Genomic DNA, 23374 nt, shown 5'->3' on the forward strand with positions numbered 1-23374 from the left:
ACAATTCCTGAAACTCTCAGACACTTTTGCGCCGTGTATTGGTTCAAGGCGCGCAAACTGTTCGGGTGCGATACCGCAGTTTCGGGACTGCTGTGGTGCGAAGCAGACCCGAAATATTATCAGACAAGCGGAGTGCTTCTTAGAACGGGAAGTTCTTGTAGTTGGACTTGTCTACGTCCACCCAAGCCTGACCCTGCATGATGACACCCTTGCCCGGACCCTTGATCACGGTCATCTTCTCATAGCCGGGAACACCAAGGTCCATACCGTCCTTGATTTCCTCGCCCTTGAGAACCAGATCTGCGACCTTGTTCATGACATAGCCGGCGTCTTTCGGGTCCCAGAAGAATATCTGATCAACAGCGCCGCTTTCGAGATATGGACCCGTATCTTTTGGCAGACCAAGACCATAAACGCAGGTCTTGTCCTGAAGGCCAGCTTCTTCGACGGCACGGCCAATGCCGATCACGTCAATAGCGGAGGAGCCCTGAAAACCCTTGATGTCTGGATATTTTCGCAGGATTTCCTTTGCCTTTTCATAGGCTTTATTGGCATCGTTGAAGGATTCATTCTTCTCGGCAACCAGTTCCATGTCTGGATACTGCTTTGCGTTGGCCGCACCAGCATCAACCCACTGATTGTGCGTCAGGCTGCCGAGCGAACCTACGAAAGACGTCCACTTACCGGATTTGCCCATGCAGTTTGCAAGTGCTTCATTGATGCGCGTTCCGAATGCCTTGTTATCGAAGGCTTCGATATCAACATCGACATTGGTCAGGCTGTCGCCTTCGTGAGCGATAACCTTGATACCGCGCTGAGCCGCGCGACGCAGGACGCCTTCAAGCGCTGATGGGTCCATTGGCACAACTGCGATCGCAGACACGTTCTTAGCAACGAGATCTTCGAGAATACGAGCCTGCTGCGCGGCGTCTGCCTTAGCAGGTCCGACCTGACTTGCATTAACGTCAGGATTGTCTTTACCAAATGCATCGACACCTTCATTCATGCGGGTGAACCAGTTTTCACCGGTAACTTTTACAACTGTTGTGATGGTTGGCTTGTCCTGCGCGACGGCAATGCCACCCATCGCTACGCCTGCGAGCACTGTGCAGGCAGTCAGTTTGGAAATTATACGCATGCTTCTCCTCCAATTATAATGATGCTTATTGTTGGGTTTCATTCCTGACGGCCTGCAAGTTTCCTCCCCGCAAGGCCATCAGGGAATTGGTCATCGTCTCAGCCGTAACCAGTAGCCAAGGTGCACGCGCGCTGATGCCAGTAGCACCAGAAGCAACACACCCCATGCAAGATCGCGGAAGAAGTTGGAAATGTTCATGAAGTTGAACAGGCTTGAGAGAATCTGAAGCGCTGTCGCTGCCAGAAGCACGCACAACACTTTGCCATATCCGCCTTCCGGCTTAACACCGCCAAGCACTGCGATAAGGATGGCGATCAGCACATAAGAGCCACCGTAATCCCACTTCACGGAAGAATTGCGTGCCGCGATGATGATCCCTGCGACCGATGCAAGCACACCGCAAATCGTATAGGTGATAAGCAGCATACGCTTTTCATTGATACCGCCGTAACGCGCGGCTTTCGAGTTGCTGCCCATTAGCATTAGCTTCACACCGAAGGGTGTGTACTTCAGAAGAAAAGCCAAGAAAGCAGCGATTGCGAGAAACAGCGCAAAACACATCGGAATGCTGAGAATTGGCATATTGCCGAAGTTATCGAGCGGTTCGATATAGCCTAAGCTGATCGCAGACCCATTGGTCAGGAACACTGCAACGCCAGTGAAAACCAACTGCGTACCAAGCGTCGCGATCAACGGCGTCAAACGCGCATAAGCGATCATGATTCCGTTGATCAACCCACCGACCAGTCCAACTGCGAGCGCTAATCCAGCAAATGTCCATGAGAACAGAAGCGGCGCATCAGCAACCGGAATGATGCTGCGGGCAACAAGGAACGCTATAATTCCTGCGAGATTGGCAAGCGCAATACCGGAAAGATCAATACCACCATTTCCAGAGATCATTGCGAGCATGACGCCGAGCGCAAGCAGACCAAGTTCAGGCACCTGAGCGGCCATAGACTGCAGATTATAACTGTCCATGAAATTGGCGCCGGCAAAAGCCGCACCAGCAGCCAGCACTGCACCATTGATCAAAAGCAGAAAAACCGTCTGCCTATCCACGCCATACGATGACATGTCATCTCCTCCCAGTATCAAGGCTCCCACCCCGCAAAATGAACGGGAAATCCACTAGACATTCTGCCTAATTGAACTATGCCACCCCGCACTGACATTTGTCAGTGTATGTTGTCGCTTGTCAACACATTTTGTTTAAAGCTCATCGAAAGCCCGGATTCTCGGCTTTTTCTGCTTATTGATCTTGGCCGGAGAGCGCCTTCCTCTTACGCTCATCCCTATTGTTAATAAAAATTCTTACATTTGTCGATCATCTATCGAAAAATGTAAGAATTTTAAGAGACGCCATCATACTTTGGGAGAGACCACCCCTGCTAAAGGTGACACAATGGATGCTTCAGTGAGATTATTGGGGTATTTCATGCGCACAGCCATAACACTATCGGCGCGAAATATTTGACGGACTGGATCAGAAATGAAGTCACCAGTGGTCGACCCGTGGCGCTAACACGGACAAGCAATCAATCAGAAATCGTCGGTGATTACGTGCTTTGAATCTTCGTCACAGGACTGTTTTCGCCAAGCGCACGTTTAACGGCAGCGCGCGCCGAGGCCAAGTCTGGCATAACCCAGTTTGGTTCACTACCGAGAAATTTATCAAGAAATGCTATCGCATAACCTGGCATTTCAGAGACATTTTCCTTGTAAGACCACCACGTTCGCAGCTCATCGGCACATTGGTCGATATCTGGCACCGTACCAAACTCTTGCTCCTGCACAGCGGCAATCGCGCAGATACAGTAGTTTGTATAGAGAAATCCCTCCGGCCAGAAGCGAACAATCTCGTAAAGACGAGCGGAATCTCCTGCAGCGTGCTTGGGTGGCGAAACGACCTTGGCGGGCGACAAACGGATCAACTCTCGCAACACGAGACCCGCAGCAAAGGCGATGAAATCCTTACGATCCACCTTGGCGAAGCGCTTGTTTTGATCAACGAGTTCCACCCAGTTCAGAAAGGCTTCGGTGAGCTTCTTTTCGTCAATCTCATATTCGACACCATAAAGCTCATGCAGCAAGCTCGCATGCTTACGAAATGTGGCCCTGAACCAACGCAGTTGACGCAGCCGATGACGCAAATCAGGCATCGATGCCATTTGTTCTCTGAGTAGCAAGTCCATGTTGCGAGCGGCCTCCCGTTTGCAAATGACATTATGCGAAACCGATTCAAAAGTCAGGTGTCTTTCGCCGTTATTTATCGACAAAATTATACATATTGACATTCTAGAAGACAAATGTTCTCTAATTGATGAAAGACGAACTTGGAAAATATCTGGTTCGTTCTTCGTGGGAGGAGAACAAAAATGGCTATCTGGCAATGGGCATTGCTGGCACTCGCCTTGCTTTGGGGCTTTCAGTCTTTGGGCGTCTGGTTCCAGATGCGCCACTATTCCGATGTGATGAAAGGCATCACATCGAAATATTCTGACGGCTTTGTTGGCGCAGGCCATGTGCGCGGACGCTTCGGCAGAGGCGTCATTGTTTTGCTCGTTGTAGACCGCGATTTGGTGGTGCGACGTTTCCTGCAAATGAGCGGTCGGACGGTTTTTGCCCAGTTTATCCGTCGCGAAGGCTTTGAGGGAATGCGCCTCAGCGAATTGCAGGACAATCCCTCAATCGTAGAAGGCACGCCTGAAGTGGTGACTGCCGCCAAACAGGCGATGGAACAGATCGGCCGTATAAGAGGTCAGTCCGACGGGCTCGAACTCGAGGGTTTAAAAGCAGTGGGAGCATAGGAGTTGCTTGCCTAAAACAAGCAACCGAGGAGGAACAATGTCGATAGTGACGATGTTGGCACAACATGCCGACGTAACAATGCAATCTATACATATGGCTGGCAGCATGATTTCTGACGCTGCGCTGCATGGCAAACATGTCGCCGACCAAGCAGGAAACGATCTTCTGCAACTGGCACAAGCAACAACGACTGGACCCGCAGATGCAGGCAGTAGCGGAATTACTGTAGATCAGTTTAAAGAGCGCCTTCAGAACGTCCAACAGGAAGAGCAGCTTGGCTGGCTTGCCTCAATCGGCAAGCATTTCATCGGTGTCTTCCAAAAAGGCGGCGAAGTCTTCGCAGGGTTTGTAACCGGCATTATCCCGACGCTTGTCGTGCTGATGACTGCCTTTTATGCCGTAACAGAACTGGTCGGCGAAAAGCGCGTTCATGGTATTGCGCGTAGCGCGGGGCGTATCGCCCTCACCCGTTATACGGTTCTGCCCGTTCTCTCTGTCTTCTTCCTGACAAACCCGATGGCTTATACATTCGGGTCTTTCCTGGATGAAAAATACAAGCCCGCCTTCTATGATGCTGCGGTTTCCTATGTGCATCCACCACTGGGTCTGTTTCCGCATATTAATCCGGGCGAATATTTCGTCTGGGGTGGCGTGCTCGTCGCGCTTCTCGAACTGGAGAAGAAAGGCGCTGTACCAACCGGCTACCACATCAACGTGGCAATCTGGTACGCAATCGTGGGTCTCGTCGTGATCCTTCTCAAAGGCATGCTTACCGAACGCATCACCGCCATTATGGCGCGGCGTCAGGGCATTGAGCTTTAAGCGGGAATTGGGGAGGACGACATGGTAAAGACCTATAAAGCAGTTAAGATTTCCCGCGGCTCCAACGGTTGGGGCGGCCCGCTTATCATTCAACCGACTGAGCAGCGCAGCAAAGTTGTATCTGTCACGGGCGGCGGCATTCACCCCCTTGCGCGCCAGATCGCTGAACTCACTGGTGCAGAAGCCGTTGACGGTTTTCGCTCACCTCCGATTGAAAGCGAAATGGCTGTCGTAGTTGTCGATTGCGGCGGAACGGCCCGTTGCGGTGTCTATCCGCGCAAGCGCATTCCGACCGTGAACATCACGCCGGTCGGGCAGTCCGGGCCACTGGCGCAATTTATCACTGAAGACATCTACGTTTCTGGCGTGAAGCCGGAGAATATTATTCTTGCTGACGGTTCAGCCGCCGCAGCCCCTGCTGCAGCATCTATTGAAGAAGAAGCGCATCAACCGGTGGAACAGCCAAGCGAAGGTGGACTTGTAGGATTTATCAGCAGCATTGGCCGTGTGATGGGCCGTGTGGTTGGTATTTTCTTCCAGGCCGGACGCCGCACAATCGATCAGGTCATTCGTAACGTCTTGCCGTTCATGGCATTCGTAACGATGCTGATTGGCCTCATCCTTTATACCGGTATTGGTGACATTCTCGCACAGCCACTCGGACCACTAGCCAATAACATTGTCGGTTTGCTGGTGCTCTCTGCAATATGTGGCTTGCCATTCCTGTCGCCGATTTTGGGGCCTGGTGCGGTCATCGCACAGGTTGTCGGTGTGGCAATTATTGGACCGCAGATCGCAAACGGCACCATTGCCCCGGCCATGGCTCTGCCCGCGCTTTTTGCCTACAACACGCAGGTCGGTTGCGACTTCGTACCGGTTGGTCTGGCACTCGGTGAAGCGAAACCCAAGACAATCGAAATTGGTGTTCCCGCTGTTCTGATCAGCCGTCAGATCATGGGTCCGCTTTCTGTCCTGATCGCCTGGGTAGTCAGTCTCGCAGTGCTTTAAAACTCTCAACCTGCCGCGGCAAAAACAGCGGCAGGCTTTCCCTAATTCGTGCAATAGCGATGTTTCCCGATCAATTTTCCAGGGCATCGAACGACAATATCAAGAAAGGACCGCCTCTATGTCGATACATCTGAAAACGCGGATCACCGCGATCGGCCCGGAAGTTGCGGATCTCGCCGAAGGCGGCGTTCTCATTCTCTTTGCCGATGGCTCCCCACCCGAACTTGCAGAAGTGTCCGTAATGCATGTCGTGGAAGAAGGGCCTGAAGCCTCCGCGCCTGCCGTCGGAACCCGTATCACCATAGGCTCGCTCAACGCAGAAATTACTGCCGTCGGCAACAGCGCATGGCAGAAAGTACGCGAAATTGGCCATGTTGTTATTTCGTTTACCGGCGCCCAGTCCACAGATCGTCCGGGTGAAATTTGCGCCAGCGAAATTGCCGGCGAAGAGCTTGTTTCTGTCCTGAAAGAAGGCCAGATTATCATTATTGGCGGCTAAGACCTGCCAAGTATATCGTCAAAATTGCGTGTTAAAACAGATAATTGGAATAGTTTCCGGCAAACAAGATGCTGGAATGTTTCAGGTGTCGCTTTGAGGCTTATATAAATGGAACGCTCGACTATCGTCCGGGTGCACGAAGGGCTGCATGCACGCCCAGCAACCCGCTTCGTTAAACTGGCCAAGGGTTTTGAAAGCGACATCGAAATCGCCAAGGCAGGAAAAAGCGTCAGTGCCAAAAGCTCCGTCAAGCTGATGCTTCTTGGTGTCAAAGAGCTCGATGAAGTCACAGTACGCGCCGATGGAGCTGATGCCATTGAAGCAATCGAAGCACTGATAGGCTATCTGGAAAACCCTCAAGCTGGCCTTGAAGAAAACAGCGCTGTGACACCGGTCGCTGCAGCACCAGACATTCAACCGAAGTCGGTGCCTACTGTCCTACCAGCAACAATCGCAAAGTTACCCAATGGGCAAATAAAGGGTGTCGGTGCAAGTGAAGGCGTTTCTTTAGGCGCTGCGTTTGCGTTCTTCCCGGAAAAAATCAAGCCACTCGGTCGAAAGCTCGCAACTTCTGAAATTGAAAACGAAGTTGCCCATTTCAAATCGGCAATCGCAACTGTGCAACAACGCATGGATGAATCGCTCACCACAGGAAACCTCGCGGATACAGATCGCGGCATCATTGCAGCATTGAAAGATATTGCGGCTGATGACAGCCTGACTGAAGAAGCTATCTCGCTCATTCGCGGGGGCATGGATGCAATTTCGGCAATGCTAGGAGCGGCATCCACAGTTGCCGGACAATTTGCGGCACTTGACGATCCTTATCTCAATGCACGCGCGGATGATGTGCATGCCGTCAGCCGTCAAATTTGCCTCGCCCTTCTCGGCAAAGAAGACATCAATCTGGAAAGCTTACCGGCAGGGTCCGTACTTATCGCCGAAGACATTGGTGCGTGGGATTTGGCGCGCGCTCCGCTCAAAAAAATCAAAGGAGTTGTTTGCGGACATGGCGGTGCAACATCGCATGTTGCAATCATCGCCCGCACGCATGGCATACCCGCCGTTTTGGGCCTCGGAAGCGCCGTTCTGCAGCTCAAAAATTCTAAAATCGTTGCTGTTGATGGCAGTAGCGGCATCGTCCATTCGGACCCGGATGCAGCCACTCGCAACGACATCGAAGCACGTATTGCCACAACATTGCAGGAAAAGCAGGCGCTTGATGCTTATCGCTCGATAATCCCTCGACGCGCAGACGGGACCATCATCGAAGTCGCAGCCAATATGGGCGCGCTTGAAGAAATCGACGTCGCCCTTGAAGCCGGCGCCATGGGTGTTGGACTTTTCCGCACCGAGCTGCTTTTCATGAAGCATATTCACTTGCCGTCTGAAGACATGCAGACTGAAACCTATTCAGCGCTTCTCAAAGCATTTGCACCGTATTCGGTTATTGTCCGCACACTTGATATCGGTGGCGATAAACCCATTGCAGGTATCGAGTTTCCTGAAGAGGAAAATCCTTTCCTTGGCTGGCGCGGCATTCGCATGTGTCTGGATCGTTTGGACGTGTTCAAACCGCAGCTGCGCGCCTTGTTGCGCTCAGCCGTCAACGGCAATCTCAAGGTGATGCTGCCGATGATCTCGGATGTCGAAGAGATCCGTGCAACCAGGCGACTGATTTCAGAATGCATCAGCGAACTTAAAAGCGAAGGCAAAGCCTATGCGGAGTTCGATCTGGGTGTGATGATCGAGACGCCTGCAGCTGTGTTCGCTGCCAGAGAGCTCGCAAAGGAAGCCGCCTTCTTCTCCATCGGTACCAATGATCTCACACAGTATGTGATGGCCGCTGATCGGCTAAACCCTACTGTCGCCAAACTAAACGATGTAAGCCACCCGGCTGTCATGGCCGCAATTGAGATGACCGCAAAGGCGGGCACCGAAGCTGGCATCATGGTCGGCATGTGCGGCGAAGCAGCAGGCAGGCCCGAACTCATTGGCGAGTTTCTGCGCATGGGACTGACAGAACTCAGTATGAGCCCGGCTTCAATTCCGCGCGCAAAAAAGGCTATTACGGATATGTTGGCAAACTAGGATATCGCTTAGGTTGCATAGCTAGCCCGGATCTTAGTATCCGGGCTTTGCTTTATGGCAGGTGCGCAATCAAGGTCTTGAAAAGATTTTCAAGCTGCGCCTGATCGCGGTCTTCGGTAGCCTGCATCAGACGCTCATCCCGCGCATCCAAAGCCAAAATGGCACTTTCCAGCAGATCAATTCCCTCCAGATCGGCGGCTTTGGCCGTCACCAAACCACATGCCAAGCCGACAGCAGCGAAACACATCGTTTCAAATCTACGCAAGGCTTGGGGGTCGCGATGGCCATCGAGTGAGATAAAGCGAACCGGCTTTTCCGCAAGAAACTGGAGGAAAATTGCCGTGACGGCCTTGGCAGTTTCATTGATTTTTTTGTCACCCGCTTCGGCGGCAAATGCGCTCTTCAATAAAGCCCCATGCTTGCGCATCACTTTTGCATGGACCGTGACGAACACAGCCTCCTGGATCAGCACATTCTGCAGCTGATTGCGACGAAGTACCTCCTTCGTGAGATAGTACATATCCTTGCGGAAAGAGCGCACGCCTTCCGATCCACTACCAAAATACACTGCCAGACTTTTGGTATGGGGCGCCCTGTTATGGACGGTTGGATTAGACGAAATCAACGAAATGGAGATTGTTTCAGCCGTCGTCAGCGCCTTATCCATCATGCTTGCTGCATGACCCAGAAGCAGTTCCGGCGACACGATTTCACGCGGCCGGGGAGCTGCCTGTTCGCCCTGCAAACTTTCATGACGATTGCGACGAATCATATATCGAACCTCGCGCAGACGGTCCTTCAGATTGACTGCAATTTCTTCCGAAAGAATGCGCAACATATTCATTTTCCTTAACCGCAGCGCCATCAGTATAACATGGACAGAGCGCATGAATTATTGTTTGCCTTCACATGGAAAAGCAATAGGTTCGCTTTAAGAGTATCACTTCTATAATGCAGTAATGCGCCAATAATTTGAGGGATTATTTTGAAAAAAGCCGGCAAGAAGACTCAAAAGAATCCGGAGACAGCTGACCTCATCATTGGATCGGAAGGCGTTGCCGCAGAAAACCGCACGAGCCGGTTGAGAACGCGTGCGGCGTGGATGTATTACGTCGAACAAATGACCCAGAATGACATCGCGGAAGCGCTTGGTGTTGGTCGGGTGACAATCGTTCGCCTTCTTGCTGATGCCCGTGCGCGCAATGAAGTAAAGATTACCATCGAAGGCAAGCTGGCAAGCTTGACCGCACTCGAAGTGGAGCTGGAAAAGACCTTCGGTCTGGAGCGCGCTATTGTAGCGCCGCTCTCATCACCAGATATCGATCCTATTCCACCAATCAGTGCTGCGACAGGCGCTTATCTTTCGGAAAAAGTTCAGCATGGTATGACAATCGGAGTGGGATGGGGCCGAACCCTGTCCAGCACCCTTCAACATATCGGTGCGCGACCGCTGAATGATCTGAAGGTCATTTCTCTGCTCGGTGGCATCGTTCAACCGCGCCGTTCTAACCCGCCGGAATTTGCCTGGCAGTTCGCGCAGATTTTTCAGGGTGAAGGATATTTGATCCCCGCGCCTGCATTGGTTGATAGCAAGGAAACGCGGATAGCCCTTATCGAGCGTTGTGGGCTCAATACCGTGCTCGACATGGCTGAAGAGCTCGACATGGTTCTGCTTAGCGTTGGTGACATTCAAACCGCAAGCAGCACATCTTATCGTGTCGGTTTGATTGACGAACAGCAGAAGCTCTCGCTTATTGAAAATGGCGCTGTTGGCGACGTGCTTTTCCACTTTTATGACAAGAGTGGCAAGATCGTGGATGATCCCGTGCATGACAGGGTAATGTCGGCCAAAATCGAAAGCCTTCAAAAATCACCGCAACGCATTCTCACATCGGGCGGGAAAGAGAAGATCGCTGCCCTGCTTGGCGCAATCGAACTTCTGAGGCCAACAGTTCTCATCACCGATGAAGAAAGCGCTGCACAGATGCTTAAAGACAGAGCGCAATCAGACTAAAAACAAAAAAGCACATCGTCACAAAACGATGTGCTTTCTTTTCCAATCACCGCAACTAAGCATCAATTGGCAGCCATTGCGCACTCTTTAAGGATTTGCAGCACAGCACCGCGCTCTTCAATTTGTGGCATATGTCCACATCCTGCAAAAATGTGGATGCCCACTTTTCCTGGCAAGCCGTGTGCATGGGCAACGGGAATAACCCGATCCTCTGCCCCGAAGATGAGCCGCACCGGTATAGCCAGCGACGTAATGCTTGAACGAACCTCAAAAGTCTGCGTGCCATCCGCGAAGAACCTGTCGCCAATCGCGCCTTGCGTAGTGCGCAATTCTGCGTCGGAAGCTTGCGCAACCGTTGCATTAATGAATGGCTTCGTCAGATGACTCTCATCGGCAACGAGCAGCTTCAACCAGGGAACGATGCTTGCTTCGCTTTTCGCGCCGATAAGACCCTTTATGAACGCACCATTGACCTGCGGCCCCAAACCACCTGAAGAAATCAGCAGTAGAGAACGCACATCAACAACACCACGCGCAGCGGTGACTGTGGCAACTGCTCCGCCAAGCGAGTGACCTACCAATAGACATGACGTCACACCGAAGGCCGCAAGCGTCGTTTCGACGGCAGCGGCAATGTCATCTATGCTTTCAGGAACGACACGTGGTGAATTGCCGTGTCCCGGAAGATCAAGTGCCAATATCGGATGACCGAGCGATGCCCCGGCAAACAATCCACGCCATGAGTTGAGGTCAGCCGCAAAGCCGTGGATCAAAACAATCGGCAAGCGATTGGCCTCACCCTCACGCAACCAGACTGCGCTTAACTGACCAATGGCAGCACCATCTGTGTTTGTGCGTACAGACGATTTAGTCTTTGCAGCCAACGGCTTTGTGACGGCGACATTGCTTTCAACGTCCTTTTTCTGGACACGACCTTTGGGTCCAGAACCCAAGACACTTGCAAGATCAACGCCCGCTTCACGCGCAAGGCGACGTGCAAGCGGCGTTGCCCGTACACCATCAGCCGAGTCAACTGCATCATTTTGGGAGGACTTAGGCTCAACTTGTTGTTGGACGGCTGGTTCAATGACAGTGTTGACGGAAGCTGGAACAGGCTTCTCTTCGACAACAGGTGCTGAAGTCCCAACTCGCTCTTCGCCTTCATCATAAATCCAGGCGACAGTCTGGCCAACCGGCACAACAGCGCCTTCCACGGCACTGATATCCGCAATAGTTCCTGATGCCGGAGCATCGACTTCCATCGCAGCCTTGTCAGTCTCAATTTCAAAGAGAAGCTGGCCCTTCGTGACAGTATCGCCATCTTTGGCGTACCAGCGCGAAATCTGCCCCGTCTCCATATCCATATCGACCTTGGGGAGAATGACTTCCACAGCCATGGTCAGCGTACTCCCTTAGCCAGATCACGCGCGCTTTTCAAGATATCAGGCACCTGTGGAACGGTTGCGCGTTCAAGGTCGGGATTATACGGAATTGGAGTTTCCGCCCCGCCAAGACGCACAATCGGTGCATCAAGATAATCAAAAGCATCGCTTTCTGCGATGATCGCGGAGATTTCAGCACCAATACCAAGTGTCTTGACCGCTTCATAAACGCATAGAAGCTTGGAAGTCTTCTTCACGCTTTTAATGATGGTTTCACGATCAATCGGACGCACGGTGCGCAGATCAATCACTTCAACATCAATGCCTTCTTTGGCGAGTTCTGCGGCAGCATCAAGCGCCTTATGAACCATGATTGCGGTGGCGACGATGGTAAGATCGCGGCCTTCGCGCACCACATCGGCCTTGCCGATCGGCACAGTGTAGAATCCTTCAGGTACGGGACCCTTGGTCTTATAGAGGAGCTTGTGCTCGAAAATCATGACTGGATCAGGATCTTCAACGGCTGCAAGTAACATGCCTTTTGCATCATAGGGCGTTGACGGCTGCAGAACCTTGAGGCCGGGAACATGGCCCAGCCATGCTTCAAGGCTCTGGCTGTGCTGCGCCGCAGCGCCCGTTCCCGAACCCGCTGGAAAACGCATGACCAGCGGAACCGAGACCGCGCCACCAAGCATATAGCGGATTTTTGCGGCCTGATTGACTATCTGCTCCATCGCCAAAGCGGCAAAGTCAGAGAACTGGAATTCAAAGATCGGACGCATGCCGGTAAGTGCCGCACCAACGGCAACGCCGGCGCCGCCGAGTTCAGAAATCGGTGTATCCATAACGCGGTCTTCGCCAAAGCGATGGACCAAATCACCGGTCACCTGAAATGCGCCGCCATAGACGCCAATGTCTTCACCCATAAGAAACACGCGTTCGTCGCGCTCCATGGCAATTGCCATAGCTTCCTGGATGGCTTGCGAATAGCTCAACTCACGGATTGTCGTGTCCATGTTCAAATATCGTCCGTGTAAACGTCGCGGGTCAGGTTGGTCAAATCAGGCGCAGGGCTGTTCTTGGCGAATTCAATCGCGTCAGCGATTTCCTTCTCGACCTCAGCACGTATTGCCTCGATCTCGGCATCATTGATGAAGCCGTAAGCCTTCATATCAGCCTCAAAATGCGCAATCGGATCGCGATCATTCTGCCAATGTTCAATTTCTTCCTTGGTGCGATAGCGGTTGCGGTCGCTCTTGGAATGCCCCCTGATGCGGTAAGTCTTATTTTCAATCAGCGTTGGCCCATCACCGCGCCGTGCGCGTTCTGTGGCGTTATTGACGGCCTCTGCCACTTCCGACAGGTTGTTTCCGTCGACAATTACGCCTGGCATATTATAGGCCGAGGCACGGTCAGCCACGTTTGCAACCGCAGTCGACCGCTTCGTCGACGTCGACATGCCGTAGCCATTGTTTTCGCAGATGAAAACGACCGGGAGCTTCCAGACGGAGGCCATATTGAGTGCTTCATGAAACGCGCCCTCATTATTCGCACCGTCACCAAAAAACGACACGACAACCTTGCCATTTTTCTGCTTCTTGGCAGAGAGTGCTGCACCGACAGCAATCGGAATACCACCGCCGACAATGCCATTTGCACCAAGATTACCCTTGGACACGTCAGCAATGTGCATCGAGCCGCCCCGGCCTTTGCAATAGCCGGTTTCCTTGCCGAAAAACTCGGCAAACATGCGCTTCACGTCCGCCCCCTTGGCGATGCAATGACCATGACCACGATGAGTCGAGGTGATCATGTCGTCATCATTCAGCGGCAGGCACGAGCCCATCGCACTAGCTTCCTGCCCGATGGACAGATGCATCGTTCCGTGAATAAGACCGCGTGTGTAGCTTTCTTCCGCACCCTCTTCAAAGCGGCGGATGAGATACATTTTATGCAGCGCTTCCTTAAGCTGATCCGGGGAGTAAGTACGGAAAGCATAAGGCAAGTTGTGACGGTCACCCGTATCCTGCGGTTCGACTTTTTTGGCTTGAACCATGGTTTTTTGTCCTCACGCTCCGTAAACGAGCTTGTCTTGACGCGCGCGCAGTTCAGCAATCTTGGAACCGGGGGCGACTGCAGCATTATCGTAAGTGATGAGTTCACCCTTCTTGATCGGCTTGGTTACACTGCCACCCTGCAGAAGGCCGCAAGGAATGGCGTGAGCACTAAGTGCCTCGCCGGTGGTCATTATCCAGGCGCGGTAGCAATATTCGCCAATGGCATCGAGCTTTTCGCCGGGCTGCATGTCCTTCTTGGCAACGGCAGCCACTTCAGCGACAGGCGTTGAAAGTGGAACCATGTCCGGCTTTCCGTAAAGCACGACGCGCGCACAGGTGAGTGGCACTTCAAGAGAAGTCAGGTGATATGGACGATGGAATGTGAAGTATGGCCCCTTCCCCATCTTCAAATCTTCCATGCGTTCGGAAATGCGCGGATGGGACATGTCAGCAACAACGAAGACGCCGGGAGCAACGCCCTTGCCAATCGAATAATCAACGACACCGACCTTCGACAGCACGCCGCCGTCTTTCTCGGGGATCAGGGTCTTATTAAGCTGATCAAGCGTTGCTGCAGGGCCATGCATGCCGGCTTTATCGGGGACCAGTCCGGTAGCATTGGCGATGGCAGCCATTTCGACCATGGTCTTTGAACCATCGACGAATTCAACCAACATACGCACGTTCATATTACGGCGCGTTGCTTCTTCCAGATACTCGTCTGGAATAGCGTCGATGTTGAGCGGGTTATTCTTACCCTTGCCAGCAGCCACAATCGGGTGGCCCATTGCGGTCACAAACTCGATCAGTTCCATACAGGATGACGGTTCATCACCTGCGCCCAGCGAATAGGTCACGCCAAGACGTTCCGCTTCGGCTTTCAGATAAGCGCCGATGGTGACGTCAGCTTCGACATTCATCATGACAAGATGCTTGCCATGTTCCATTGCACGAAGACCGATTTCAGCACCGACAGCCGGAACACCCGTCGCGTCGATCACAACATCGATAAGATCGTTCTCAAGAATCAGATTAGCATTATCGGTTACGGCAACCTTATGCGCTTCCATCGCAGCGGTGAGATCAGAAGCCGTGGAAACCTCACGACCATGACCTTCTTCCTGAAAGGCGATATCGACAGCTTTAAGGGCGTTTGGAACGCGCAGTTCGGAGATAGCACCAACTTCGATACCCGGCATATGCGCAACGCGTGTGACGATATCGGTGCCCATTTCGCCTGAGCCAATCAGTCCGATGCGAATTGGTCGCCCACTATCCGCCCGGGCCTGCATATCACGCGCCAAACCTGTCAACGCCACGTTGGTTGCCATCGTTTCCTCCTGAACGTCCTTGCGAAACTTTTGCAGTCTCCTCTGATAACCTATCAATTAATGAACATTTGTTTCTAAGTCAATACCAGTGTTCATTCTATGCGACATCAACCCTCCTCGAAATGCCATCTTGTTATTCAACTTTAGTTTGCTATAGAATACAAATGTTCTGCCGTTTCGCCCAATTCTCATTTTGAACAGTCGATACGTGCGAGCTAATAATGGCGTTCTGTGAGCTCGGCGCACTTTGGAAGTGTCCGGGGGGAGGAGATTAGAATGGACGCATTTCTGAGCGGACTAAAAACGGCAGTCGATACGCTTGGGGCAACAGTCCTGTTGCCTGTCGTAATTTTCATTATTGCAGTGATACTCGGGGCAAAAGTTGGCAAAGCCTTTCGCGCCGCCATAACCATTGGCGTCGCTTTCATCGGTATTAATCTGGTACTCGGCCTTATGTTCACCTCTATCGGTGAAGTGGCTCAAGCCATTGTGACCAACACCGGCATTAAGCGCGACATCGTTGATGTTGGCTGGCCATCCGCTGCGGCAATTGCCTTTGGTTCATCCGTGGGTCTCTGGGTTATCCCGGTCGGCATACTGGTCAACATCGTTCTTCTGCTGCTGCGCTGGACGCGCACACTGAATGTGGACGTTTGGAACTTCTGGCATTTTGCTTTCGTAGGCTCGCTAGTTGTTGCGGCAACCGATAACCTTGCTTACGGCATCATCGTTGCAGCAATGGTTGCGGCACTGTCCTTGTTGTTTGCGGACTGGTCGGCGCGCGCTGTTCAGCAATTCTACGGCATACCCGGGGTTTCCGTACCGCATCTGGCTTCGGCACAAATTCTGCCAATTGCCATCGTGCTCAACTGGATCATGGATCGCATCCCTGGCATCAACAAAATCAATATCAGCACCGAAACCATTGAACGTCGCTTCGGTGTGTTTGGCGAGCCTGTTGTTCTTGGTCTGATTATCGGTCTGGTGCTTGGTCTTATCGCTTTTTACAATGCTGGCGATTTCGGCACAATCCTCGCCAAGGTTCTCGGCACAGGCATGACGCTTGCAGCTGTTATGCTGCTTCTGCCACGCATGGTAAAAATCCTCATGGAAGGCCTGTTGCCAGTATCTGATGCGGCGCAGGAATTCGTGCGTAAACGTACTGGCGACCGTGAACTTCTTGTCGGTCTCGATTCTGCGATCCTCATCGGCCATCCGGCGGCAATCTCGTCGTCGCTGATCTTGGTGCCGATTGCGATTATTCTGTCGGTGATCTTGCCGGGCAACCGCGTGATCCTGTTTGCCGATCTCGCTGTGATTCCGTTCATCGTTGCCATGACTGCACCGCTTCTGAAAGGAAACGTGTTCCGCATGGTCGTGGTGGGCACGATCACTTTGGCTATCGGCTTCTATGTTGCCAATGCACTTGCACCACTGTTCACCAGTGCCGCAGTTGCATCGGGCTTCAAGCTGCCTGAAAACGCTCTGCAGATTACTTCAGTGGTGGATGGATTCCTGTGGGTGCCTTACATCATTATCTCAGCTATCCAGTGGCTTGGTGCTATTGGTATCGCTGTGATAGCCGTTGTTATTGCTGCACTTTTCATGCTCTATCGCCGCAATACATTGGCGTGGGAACGCGCGGCCGGTGCAGAGGATGAACCTGCGGACGAGATAACCACCTAACAGTGGAAATTACCTTTGCAATATAATCTAAGCCGCACGTCGATCTCGGCGTGCGGTCTTTTTCAAACGGAGAATGGAATGGCTGCTGGTCTGATTGATTATCTCGACCCACAAGCGATTGAGCTTCAGAGCGAAGCGAAAACCAACGAAGAGATTATCCGGATATTGGCTGGCAAGCTGGAGAAGCTGGGTTATGTCAAGCCAAGCTATACCGACGCTGTCGTCAGCCGCGAATTGATAATGCCGACAGGATTGCCGCTTGAGCGGGACGATAACGTTGCAGTGCCTCACACCGATCCTGAGCATGTAATCAAGGCTGGTATTGCATTCGCGACACTGAAATCGCCTATCCAGTTTGCCAATATGGAAGATCCGGAAGAAGCTGTCCCGGTTGGATATGTGTTTTTGCTTGCCATCAATGACAAGGACAAACAGATTGAGACTTTGCAGCAGATCATGGCAACCATTCAGGATGCTGATGCGCTCGACAGGTTGAAAGCAGCGCGCACGATTCAAGACGTTGAGGCCGCACTGCAATAACGACTAATCATCCTACGGGCGCAGGTCTTTACAACTGAATTCGAGACAAGAAAAATACGATATTTGCGCATTTCATTGAATGCACGAACACCAATTGGAGGAAACCATGGCTAAAATGAAAACAATTCTCTTCGCTTGCGGCACAGGTGTTGCGACATCTACGGCAGTGAATGCAGCCGTTACCGAAGAAATGAAAAAGCGTGGGCTGACCTTCAATGCTCAACAGGCAAAAGCAACGGAAGTTCCTTCTCTTGCCGACAATGTGGATTTCATCGTCTCCACAACGCCTATTTCGGCTTCAGTTACCAAGCCGGTCATCAAGGGCCTACCCTTCCTGACCGGCATCGGCAAAGATAAAGCATTCGACGACATCGAAGCTGAATTGCGCAAATAATCACGGCTGACTGAAGCTTAAAGAGATGGAGGTCGTTAGAGGCCGTATCTCACCAAAACTGACGAAAGCGCTGGCCCACCAGCGCTTTTATGCTTTCTGAATGACGCGAACGCTCTGACCACCACCGATGTCGACCAATTGCGTGATCGGAGGCAACTGATGCACATCATGAGTGCCAAAACTTTCTGGATAAAACCCGAAGCCTTCTGGCGCTTGAGGCGGACTTCTTTCATCAATCAGAGGCGCACCCGACAATTCTGTCATAGGATCTGGAATGGCCGATATCAGTCGGCGTGTGTAGGGATGCGTCGGGTTTGAAAATATCCGGTCCCATGGACCGCTTTCAACAATCTGCCCGAAATACATCACAGCCACACGGTCGCTCATGTGCTCCACGACGCTCAGATCATGACTGATCATAATATAGGACAAGCCCAGCCGATCTTTAAGTTCCAGCAGCAGGTTTATGATCTGCGCGCGGATAGAAACATCAAGTGCGGAAACGGGTTCATCAAGCACGATAACTTTCGGATTAAGCAGCAGAGCACGCGCTATCCCGATACGCTGGCGCTGGCCGCCTGAAAACTCATGTGGGTAACGCTTTGCCTGCTCTGGTTTCAGGCCGACAAGACGCAAGATTTCGTCAACACGTCCATCCACTTCGCTGCGAGACTTCACTCCATGAAGCCGCAACGGGGCAGCAAGCGACGTATAAACCGTCTGACGCGGATTAAGAGAAGCGAAAGGGTCCTGAAAAACCATTTGCGCCATTTTCGCGCGCTCTAATCGTGAAGGCTCATCCCTGTCTGTGATAGGTCTTCCTTCAAAGTAAATTTGCCCGCTCGTTGGCTTCTGCAAGCCAACAATGGAGAGTGCGAGTGTGGATTTGCCGCAGCCGGATTCTCCGACAATGGACAGGCACTCACCTTTGTTCAAGGTAAGACTGAGATTGTTGACAGCACGCAGCAATTGTGTCGACCGGCTGAATATGCCGCTACTTATAGGAAAGTGAACACTAAGATCATCAATACTGACCAAAGGCTCTGCAAATTTTGTCGAATGCATGTCATTCATGATGAAAGCACCTCACTGAGCCTGCATCTTGCAACGGCGTCCATCCGGGTTTTTCAGCCCGGCAGATGTCTGTCGCGCGCGTACAGCGTGGCTCAAACCTGCAACCTTGCGGGAATGCCGAAATTGAGGGAACAACACCTTCGATTTCCTGCAATTGGCGCTGACCTTCCTTCTGGCGGGAGCCAAGCTGTGGAAGCGAGGCAAGAAGACCATGGGCATAAGGATGCGTCGGATGATGAAAGAGGCCTGCGGTTACTCTTTCTTCGACAAGATGTCCCGCATACATGACCCCCACGCGCCGGCACATCTTGGCAATGACACCAAGATCGTGACTAATCATAAGCACCGAAGTGCCTCGTGCTGTGCAAAGTTCCTGCATCAGACGCAGAATTTCTGCCTGAACAGTCACGTCGAGCGCGGTCGTGGGCTCGTCCGCAATCAATAGATCAGGGTTACAGGCCAGCGCGATGGCGATCATCACGCGCTGGCGCATACCGCCTGACATCTGGTGCGGATAGTTCTTCACGCGTTGCTCAGGCGCAGGAACCTGAACGCTGCCCAGCGCTTCGACTGCCTTTTGCTCGGCCTCATGCCATGTTGCGCCCTGATGCAGTACGAACATTTCTGCGATTTGCCGACCAACAGGAGACAAAGGGTTAAGAGCTGTCATCGGCTCCTGAAAGATCATCGCGATCCGATTGCCACGCAGCTTTCGTATGTCGCGCGATGACATGGATTGCAGATCCTGCCCTTTGAACCGGATCGCGCCCCCTGTGACCAAAAGTGGCTTGCGCAACAGTCCAATCATCGACAGAGCGGTTATGCTCTTTCCGCACCCGGACTCTCCAACAAGACCAAATGTTTCACCAGCGCCAATTGTAAAGGACACGTCTTCGACCACGTTATGTCGGACGGAACCCGAAGCGATGTCGATGCGAAGGTTTTCCACCTCGAGAAGTGCTTTTTCACTCATACCTTACGCGTCCTCATATGCGGGTCGAGCCAATCACGCAGGCCATCACCGAAAAGATTGAGCCCAAGCACGGTAAAAAAGATGGCAAGGCCGGGAAAAATTGCCGCCCATGGCGCGCTGACAATCAGCTCACGTGCATCGGTGAGCATATTACCCCAGCTTGGTTCTGGGGGACTGATACCGAGGCCAAGGTAAGAAAGTGCGGCTTCCGCCAGAATGGCGTCGCCCATACCAAGCGTACCGATGACGAGGATTGGTCCGATCATATTCGGCACAATCTGTGTGATCATGATGCGAACATCGCTGTAGCCAAGCATCTTCGCCGCCTGAATATAGCCTTGCTTTTTAAGCGATAGCGTTGAGCTACGCGCAATGCGGCATGTCCATGACCAGTTCGTCAAACCGAGTGCAAGCAGGAGGCTCGGCAGACCGGGTCCGAGAACTGCCATGATCGCCAGAGCAAAAATCAGCGAAGGTATAGCCAGCATCAGATTGGTGAGGCCGTTCACGAAATCATCCCACCAGCCACCAAAATAGCCGGCCGAAATGCCAAAGCAGAGCCCGATAACTGTGTTGATGCACTGCGATACGACACCGACGGTCAAAGAGACCTGCGCACCATAAAGGATACGAGAATAGACGTCGCGCCCTTGCGCATCAGTGCCGAACCAGAACTGCGCGTCTGGAGGCAGTTCTGCATTCATCAGGTCAGCATCGAGAACCGGATTATAATGGGCCAGTAGCGGCGCAAACACTGCAGCCGTCATAATGATAGCGCATACAAGGCCGCCGAATACGAGATTGAAACGGAGTTTCATGGGCTTACTCGTGGCTTATGCGCGGATCAATGACCGCGTAGAGGATGTCAACGATCGTATTGATGGTGAGAAACCACAATACAATCACGAGAATTGCCCCCTGAACAACAGGAATGTCACGCATCGAAACACTGTCGATAAGCAACGAACCGAGCCCCGGCCAGGAGAACAGCTTCTCAACCACTACGGCCTGCCCCATCATCGACCCGAACTGCAGGCCAATGGTCGTGATGATCAGCACCAGCGCATTGCGCATGACATGCCACTTCACAAGGCGAAAACTGTTCATGCCTTTCGAACGTGCAGTGCGGATGAAATCGGCACCCATGACTTCAAGCACTGCCGCACGTGTCGTCCGTGCCAGCAATGCAAGTGGTGCAACGCCCAATGTAAGAGCCGGCAGGATGATGTTGCGTATGCCGCCATCTCCATAGCCAAAACTTGGCAGCCACCCGAGCGTCAGAGCGAAGAGGTACATGGCAAGCAAGCCAAGCCAGAACTGCGGCAGCGAGAGGCCGGACACCGCGCTTATCATCGTTACGCTGTCAAGAATGCTTCCGGGCTTGAGCGCTGCCAGAAACCCGAGTGGCACACCGAGCAGAATAGCAAAGCCCATGGCAGCAAAGGCTAGTTTAAGCGTCGGCCACATACGTTCCTGAATGAGCGAAACAACCGGCTGCCTTGACCGGTAGGAGGTGCCAAGATCGAATTGTGCCAACTGAACCAAATAGTTGCCAAACCGCACATGAACGGGCTTGTCGAGCCCAAACTCCTGTGTGATTTTTTCAACCATTTTCGGGTCATTCATACCCTTGCCATTGGCAACAAGGCTGGTCGCGATGCTTCCAGGAACAACACTGAAAATGACAAAGATCAGCAGTGATACCGCAATAATTGTCGGTATCATCTGCAAAACGCGGCGCACAATAAAATAGAGCACACGGTCCTCCTTTCGGATCAGCGTGAAACACGCTGGAGCAAAGGGGATCAGTGGCCCGCCCGGAAACGAGCGGGCCGATCCAGATCAGCTTGAATTAGAGCGTATCCCGAAAAATATGAAACGGTTTTCGAAAAGATGCACGCTAAAACAAACGGTTAGTGCACCGATCTGATTCAATCAGATCGAAACGCGCTCTAACGACCGGACGGAACCGTGTCGTCCACCCAAAGCTTTTCATAGGACTGAACCGCGAGCTCTGCCGAGTTTGGCTGCAAACCATGTAGCCATGGCTGATGTGCCATGACGGCCTTATTGTAGTTGAAGAACCAGACTGGTGCTTCTTCCTGCAACAGATTGTTGGCTTTCTTCAGAAGCTCGTTTTTCTCTTCTTCGGTTTTAGCCAGCTTTGCTTCATCGACAATCTTATCGAATTCAGCATTAGCGAACTTCTGGTAGTTGCATGCTGATTGCGGTGTCGTCGAATAAAAACACTGCATTGCCGTCAAGGCATCTGGGCCGCTTTCAAGCGACCACATATAGGCCTGGAAATTACCGGCAGGAACCACATCAGCAAGCACTGACGCTTCCACAGGCTTGGCTTTCACCTTGATCCCGACCTTGTCCAGCATCGGAATAATAGCTTGAACAATGGTCAGACCCCAGCTTTCATTCTGTGTTGCGGTCAGCTCAAATTCAAACCCGTCTGGATAACCAGCTTCTGCAAGCAAGGCCTTGGCCTTTTCAGGATCATATGGATATGGCTTCGCATCCTTGTCAAAAGCAGGTGATGAGTTCGGCAGCCAACCAACCGCACGGTAAGCCTTGTCTTTGACCAGACGCTTTATGATCAGATCACTATCGATGGCGTAATTGATCGCCTGACGGACGCGCTTATCCTGAAATGGTTTGAAATCCGGGTTAAAGCCGACGGCGCGAGTGTAAACCTCGGCAACCTCGACCATGTTCTTGGAAAGCTCAGGGTCCGCGAGATAGGCGGTGTATTGCGCCGGTCCAAGCACCGCCACGTCGATTTCCTTATTACGGAACGCAACGTCGCGTGCGGAGGCATCCCCCATGATCATGATGTTGATTTTGTCGGCGTAAGGTTTGCCTTTTTCGTAATATTTGTCCCACTTTTCAACTGTCAGACGGGATCCCGGCACATACTGGGCAAACTTGTAAGGTCCTAGACCAATCGGATGCCGCTGGAATTCGTCGCTGTCGCCCTGACCCGCTGGATAGATTGCAGTATTGTTGCGCATGAACTGATAGCCGGGATCAATTGGCTGCTTGAGTGTGATTTCCAACGTATGATCATCGATCTTCTTCAGGCCGGAAATTTCCTTGGCCTTACCCTGCGTGTATTCTTCCGCTCCCTTGATCTCCGCAATGTACCGCGCGGGTGGGAATGCCTTCTTTGGGTCCATTATCCGGGTATAGCTCCAGATAATATCATCTGCTGTCAGCGGTTTACCGTCATGGAAAAATGCATCCTGACGCAGCTTGTAAGTATAGAGGAGCTTATCTTCCGAAACGCTCACATCTGTTGCGAGACCCAAAACAGGCTTGTTCTGATCCGCATCCCAATCATAAAGCGTGCGATGAATGGCTTTCGCGTAAAATTCGTCCTGTGTCGCTGGCGACGATTGAACATCCAGCGTCGAGAAGCTGTCCCCATAAGGCGCAACAAAATTGATGACGCCTCCAGAACGTGGCTCGTCAGCAGCGTAAGCTGCGGTTCCCGCCATCAATGCAACGGACATCGCTGCAAGCAATGTAAATTTTCTCATAGTTGT

22 protein-coding genes are annotated in these 23374 nt (G+C 52.3%); 9 read left to right on the plus strand and 13 right to left on the minus strand.

The genetic code is table 11. The annotated features are described in order from the left end of the window. Positions 1-139: 139 nt before the first annotated feature. From OIV19_RS09195 to OIV19_RS09205, 3 genes are all read right to left on the minus strand, one after another. A complete protein-coding gene (locus OIV19_RS09195) occupies positions 140-1138 on the minus strand; it encodes an autoinducer 2 ABC transporter substrate-binding protein (RefSeq protein ID WP_151091711.1) in 999 nt (332 codons plus the stop codon). Positions 1139-1228: 90 nt separating this feature from the next. Beyond that, positions 1229-2215, minus strand: coding sequence for an ABC transporter permease (locus OIV19_RS09200; protein WP_264231394.1), 987 nt, complete (start codon positions 2213-2215; stop codon positions 1229-1231). A 482-nt stretch (positions 2216-2697) separates the two neighbouring features. Continuing rightward, on the minus strand, positions 2698-3333 hold the full coding sequence (locus OIV19_RS09205) for a hypothetical protein (protein ID WP_264231395.1): 636 nt from the start codon (positions 3331-3333) through the stop codon (positions 2698-2700). Between the two features lie 183 nt (positions 3334-3516). Here OIV19_RS09205 and OIV19_RS09210 point away from each other — a divergent pair, with 183 nt between their 5' ends. The 5 genes from OIV19_RS09210 (at position 3517) to ptsP (ending at position 8369) form a co-directional block, all read left to right on the plus strand. Next, positions 3517-3948 (plus strand): transcriptional regulator GutM, encoded by a 432-nt coding sequence (locus OIV19_RS09210; RefSeq protein WP_264231396.1) that lies wholly within the window; start codon positions 3517-3519, stop codon positions 3946-3948. 37 nt (positions 3949-3985) lie between these two features. After that, entirely contained in the window at positions 3986-4771 is a 786-nt protein-coding gene (gene srlA / locus OIV19_RS09215) for a PTS glucitol/sorbitol transporter subunit IIC (RefSeq protein WP_151091719.1), read from the plus strand. 21 nt (positions 4772-4792) lie between these two features. Next, entirely contained in the window at positions 4793-5779 is a 987-nt protein-coding gene (gene srlE / locus OIV19_RS09220; protein WP_151091721.1) for a PTS glucitol/sorbitol transporter subunit IIB, read from the plus strand. 118 nt (positions 5780-5897) lie between these two features. Continuing rightward, positions 5898-6278 carry a PTS glucitol/sorbitol transporter subunit IIA gene (locus OIV19_RS09225; protein WP_264231397.1) on the plus strand — a complete coding sequence of 127 codons (381 nt, stop codon included), beginning with the start codon at positions 5898-5900 and terminating at the stop codon, positions 6276-6278. A gap of 108 nt (positions 6279-6386) precedes the next feature. Next, positions 6387-8369 carry a phosphoenolpyruvate--protein phosphotransferase gene (ptsP, locus tag OIV19_RS09230; protein WP_264231398.1) on the plus strand — a complete coding sequence of 661 codons (1983 nt, stop codon included), beginning with the start codon at positions 6387-6389 and terminating at the stop codon, positions 8367-8369. 52 nt (positions 8370-8421) lie between these two features. Here ptsP and OIV19_RS09235 read toward each other — a convergent pair whose 3' ends face one another. Beyond that, positions 8422-9207 carry a hypothetical protein gene (locus tag OIV19_RS09235; protein ID WP_264231399.1) on the minus strand — a complete coding sequence of 262 codons (786 nt, stop codon included), beginning with the start codon at positions 9205-9207 and terminating at the stop codon, positions 8422-8424. A 147-nt stretch (positions 9208-9354) separates the two neighbouring features. Here OIV19_RS09235 and OIV19_RS09240 point away from each other — a divergent pair, with 147 nt between their 5' ends. Beyond that, on the plus strand, positions 9355-10383 hold the full coding sequence (locus OIV19_RS09240) for a sugar-binding transcriptional regulator (RefSeq protein WP_264231400.1): 1029 nt from the start codon (positions 9355-9357) through the stop codon (positions 10381-10383). Positions 10384-10445: 62 nt separating this feature from the next. Here the strand turns inward: OIV19_RS09240 and OIV19_RS09245 are convergent, their stop codons facing one another. From OIV19_RS09245 to OIV19_RS09260, 4 genes are read right to left on the minus strand one after another with little or no spacing between them, the layout of a single operon-like run. Further along, positions 10446-11780, minus strand: coding sequence for an acetoin dehydrogenase dihydrolipoyllysine-residue acetyltransferase subunit (locus tag OIV19_RS09245; protein ID WP_264231401.1), 1335 nt, complete (start codon positions 11778-11780; stop codon positions 10446-10448). Between the two features lie 2 nt (positions 11781-11782). Next, complete coding sequence (locus OIV19_RS09250) at positions 11783-12781, minus strand: alpha-ketoacid dehydrogenase subunit beta (protein ID WP_151091733.1); 999 nt, start codon at positions 12779-12781, stop codon at positions 11783-11785. Positions 12782-12783: 2 nt separating this feature from the next. Next, positions 12784-13821, minus strand: coding sequence for a thiamine pyrophosphate-dependent dehydrogenase E1 component subunit alpha (locus OIV19_RS09255; RefSeq protein ID WP_151091735.1), 1038 nt, complete (start codon positions 13819-13821; stop codon positions 12784-12786). A 12-nt stretch (positions 13822-13833) separates the two neighbouring features. Beyond that, complete coding sequence (locus tag OIV19_RS09260; RefSeq protein WP_264231402.1) at positions 13834-15153, minus strand: NAD(P)H-dependent oxidoreductase; 1320 nt, start codon at positions 15151-15153, stop codon at positions 13834-13836. Positions 15154-15429: 276 nt separating this feature from the next. Here OIV19_RS09260 and OIV19_RS09265 point away from each other — a divergent pair, with 276 nt between their 5' ends. The 3 genes from OIV19_RS09265 to OIV19_RS09275 all read left to right on the plus strand — a co-directional run bounded on the left by OIV19_RS09265 (position 15430) and on the right by OIV19_RS09275 (position 17773). Next, entirely contained in the window at positions 15430-16839 is a 1410-nt protein-coding gene (locus tag OIV19_RS09265; RefSeq protein ID WP_151091740.1) for a PTS galactitol transporter subunit IIC, read from the plus strand. 78 nt (positions 16840-16917) lie between these two features. Continuing rightward, the gene (locus tag OIV19_RS09270; protein ID WP_264231403.1) at positions 16918-17379 is read left to right on the plus strand and encodes a PTS sugar transporter subunit IIA; all 462 of its coding nucleotides are present in this window, start codon (positions 16918-16920) and stop codon (positions 17377-17379) included. Between the two features lie 106 nt (positions 17380-17485). Beyond that, positions 17486-17773 carry a PTS sugar transporter subunit IIB gene (locus OIV19_RS09275; RefSeq protein ID WP_024896488.1) on the plus strand — a complete coding sequence of 96 codons (288 nt, stop codon included), beginning with the start codon at positions 17486-17488 and terminating at the stop codon, positions 17771-17773. Positions 17774-17860: 87 nt separating this feature from the next. Here the strand turns inward: OIV19_RS09275 and OIV19_RS09280 are convergent, their stop codons facing one another. The 5 genes from OIV19_RS09280 to OIV19_RS09300 all read right to left on the minus strand — a co-directional run bounded on the left by OIV19_RS09280 (position 17861) and on the right by OIV19_RS09300 (position 23368). Continuing rightward, positions 17861-18847, minus strand: coding sequence for an ATP-binding cassette domain-containing protein (locus OIV19_RS09280; protein ID WP_264231404.1), 987 nt, complete (start codon positions 18845-18847; stop codon positions 17861-17863). Continuing rightward, a complete protein-coding gene (locus tag OIV19_RS09285) occupies positions 18840-19820 on the minus strand; it encodes an ABC transporter ATP-binding protein (protein ID WP_151091746.1) in 981 nt (326 codons plus the stop codon). The genes OIV19_RS09280 and OIV19_RS09285 overlap by 8 nt, the downstream gene beginning before the upstream one ends. Further along, complete coding sequence (locus OIV19_RS09290) at positions 19817-20638, minus strand: ABC transporter permease (protein WP_151091748.1); 822 nt, start codon at positions 20636-20638, stop codon at positions 19817-19819. Before OIV19_RS09290 ends, OIV19_RS09285 begins: the two co-directional genes overlap by 4 nt. A gap of 4 nt (positions 20639-20642) precedes the next feature. Further along, positions 20643-21578, minus strand: a complete 936-nt coding sequence (locus OIV19_RS09295) for an ABC transporter permease (protein ID WP_264231405.1) — start codon at positions 21576-21578, stop codon at positions 20643-20645. A gap of 194 nt (positions 21579-21772) precedes the next feature. Next, entirely contained in the window at positions 21773-23368 is a 1596-nt protein-coding gene (locus OIV19_RS09300) for an ABC transporter substrate-binding protein (protein ID WP_264231406.1), read from the minus strand. Positions 23369-23374 lie beyond the last annotated feature (6 nt).

Origin of the sequence: Brucella sp. HL-2 (assembly GCF_025846885.2) — a bacterium.
Lineage (GTDB): Bacteria > Pseudomonadota > Alphaproteobacteria > Rhizobiales > Rhizobiaceae > Brucella > Brucella quorumnocens.

Coding starts and splice junctions, on each gene's coding strand:
- OIV19_RS09195 (WP_151091711.1), bottom strand. CDS start 1,138: ATGCGTATAATTTCCAAACTGACTGCCTGCACAGTGCTCGCAGGCGTA.
- OIV19_RS09200 (WP_264231394.1), bottom strand. CDS start 2,215: ATGTCATCGTATGGCGTGGATAGGCAGACGGTTTTTCTGCTTTTGATC.
- OIV19_RS09205 (WP_264231395.1), bottom strand. CDS start 3,333: ATGGACTTGCTACTCAGAGAACAAATGGCATCGATGCCTGATTTGCGT.
- OIV19_RS09210 (WP_264231396.1), top strand. CDS start 3,517: ATGGCTATCTGGCAATGGGCATTGCTGGCACTCGCCTTGCTTTGGGGC.
- srlA (WP_151091719.1), top strand. CDS start 3,986: ATGTCGATAGTGACGATGTTGGCACAACATGCCGACGTAACAATGCAA.
- srlE (WP_151091721.1), top strand. CDS start 4,793: ATGGTAAAGACCTATAAAGCAGTTAAGATTTCCCGCGGCTCCAACGGT.
- OIV19_RS09225 (WP_264231397.1), top strand. CDS start 5,898: ATGTCGATACATCTGAAAACGCGGATCACCGCGATCGGCCCGGAAGTT.
- ptsP (WP_264231398.1), top strand. CDS start 6,387: ATGGAACGCTCGACTATCGTCCGGGTGCACGAAGGGCTGCATGCACGC.
- OIV19_RS09235 (WP_264231399.1), bottom strand. CDS start 9,207: ATGTTGCGCATTCTTTCGGAAGAAATTGCAGTCAATCTGAAGGACCGT.
- OIV19_RS09245 (WP_264231401.1), bottom strand. CDS start 11,780: ATGGCTGTGGAAGTCATTCTCCCCAAGGTCGATATGGATATGGAGACG.
- OIV19_RS09250 (WP_151091733.1), bottom strand. CDS start 12,781: ATGGACACGACAATCCGTGAGTTGAGCTATTCGCAAGCCATCCAGGAA.
- OIV19_RS09255 (WP_151091735.1), bottom strand. CDS start 13,821: ATGGTTCAAGCCAAAAAAGTCGAACCGCAGGATACGGGTGACCGTCAC.
- OIV19_RS09260 (WP_264231402.1), bottom strand. CDS start 15,153: ATGGCAACCAACGTGGCGTTGACAGGTTTGGCGCGTGATATGCAGGCC.
- OIV19_RS09265 (WP_151091740.1), top strand. CDS start 15,430: ATGGACGCATTTCTGAGCGGACTAAAAACGGCAGTCGATACGCTTGGG.
- OIV19_RS09270 (WP_264231403.1), top strand. CDS start 16,918: ATGGCTGCTGGTCTGATTGATTATCTCGACCCACAAGCGATTGAGCTT.
- OIV19_RS09275 (WP_024896488.1), top strand. CDS start 17,486: ATGGCTAAAATGAAAACAATTCTCTTCGCTTGCGGCACAGGTGTTGCG.
- OIV19_RS09280 (WP_264231404.1), bottom strand. CDS start 18,847: ATGAATGACATGCATTCGACAAAATTTGCAGAGCCTTTGGTCAGTATT.
- OIV19_RS09285 (WP_151091746.1), bottom strand. CDS start 19,820: ATGAGTGAAAAAGCACTTCTCGAGGTGGAAAACCTTCGCATCGACATC.
- OIV19_RS09290 (WP_151091748.1), bottom strand. CDS start 20,638: ATGAAACTCCGTTTCAATCTCGTATTCGGCGGCCTTGTATGCGCTATC.
- OIV19_RS09300 (WP_264231406.1), bottom strand. CDS start 23,368: ATGAGAAAATTTACATTGCTTGCAGCGATGTCCGTTGCATTGATGGCG.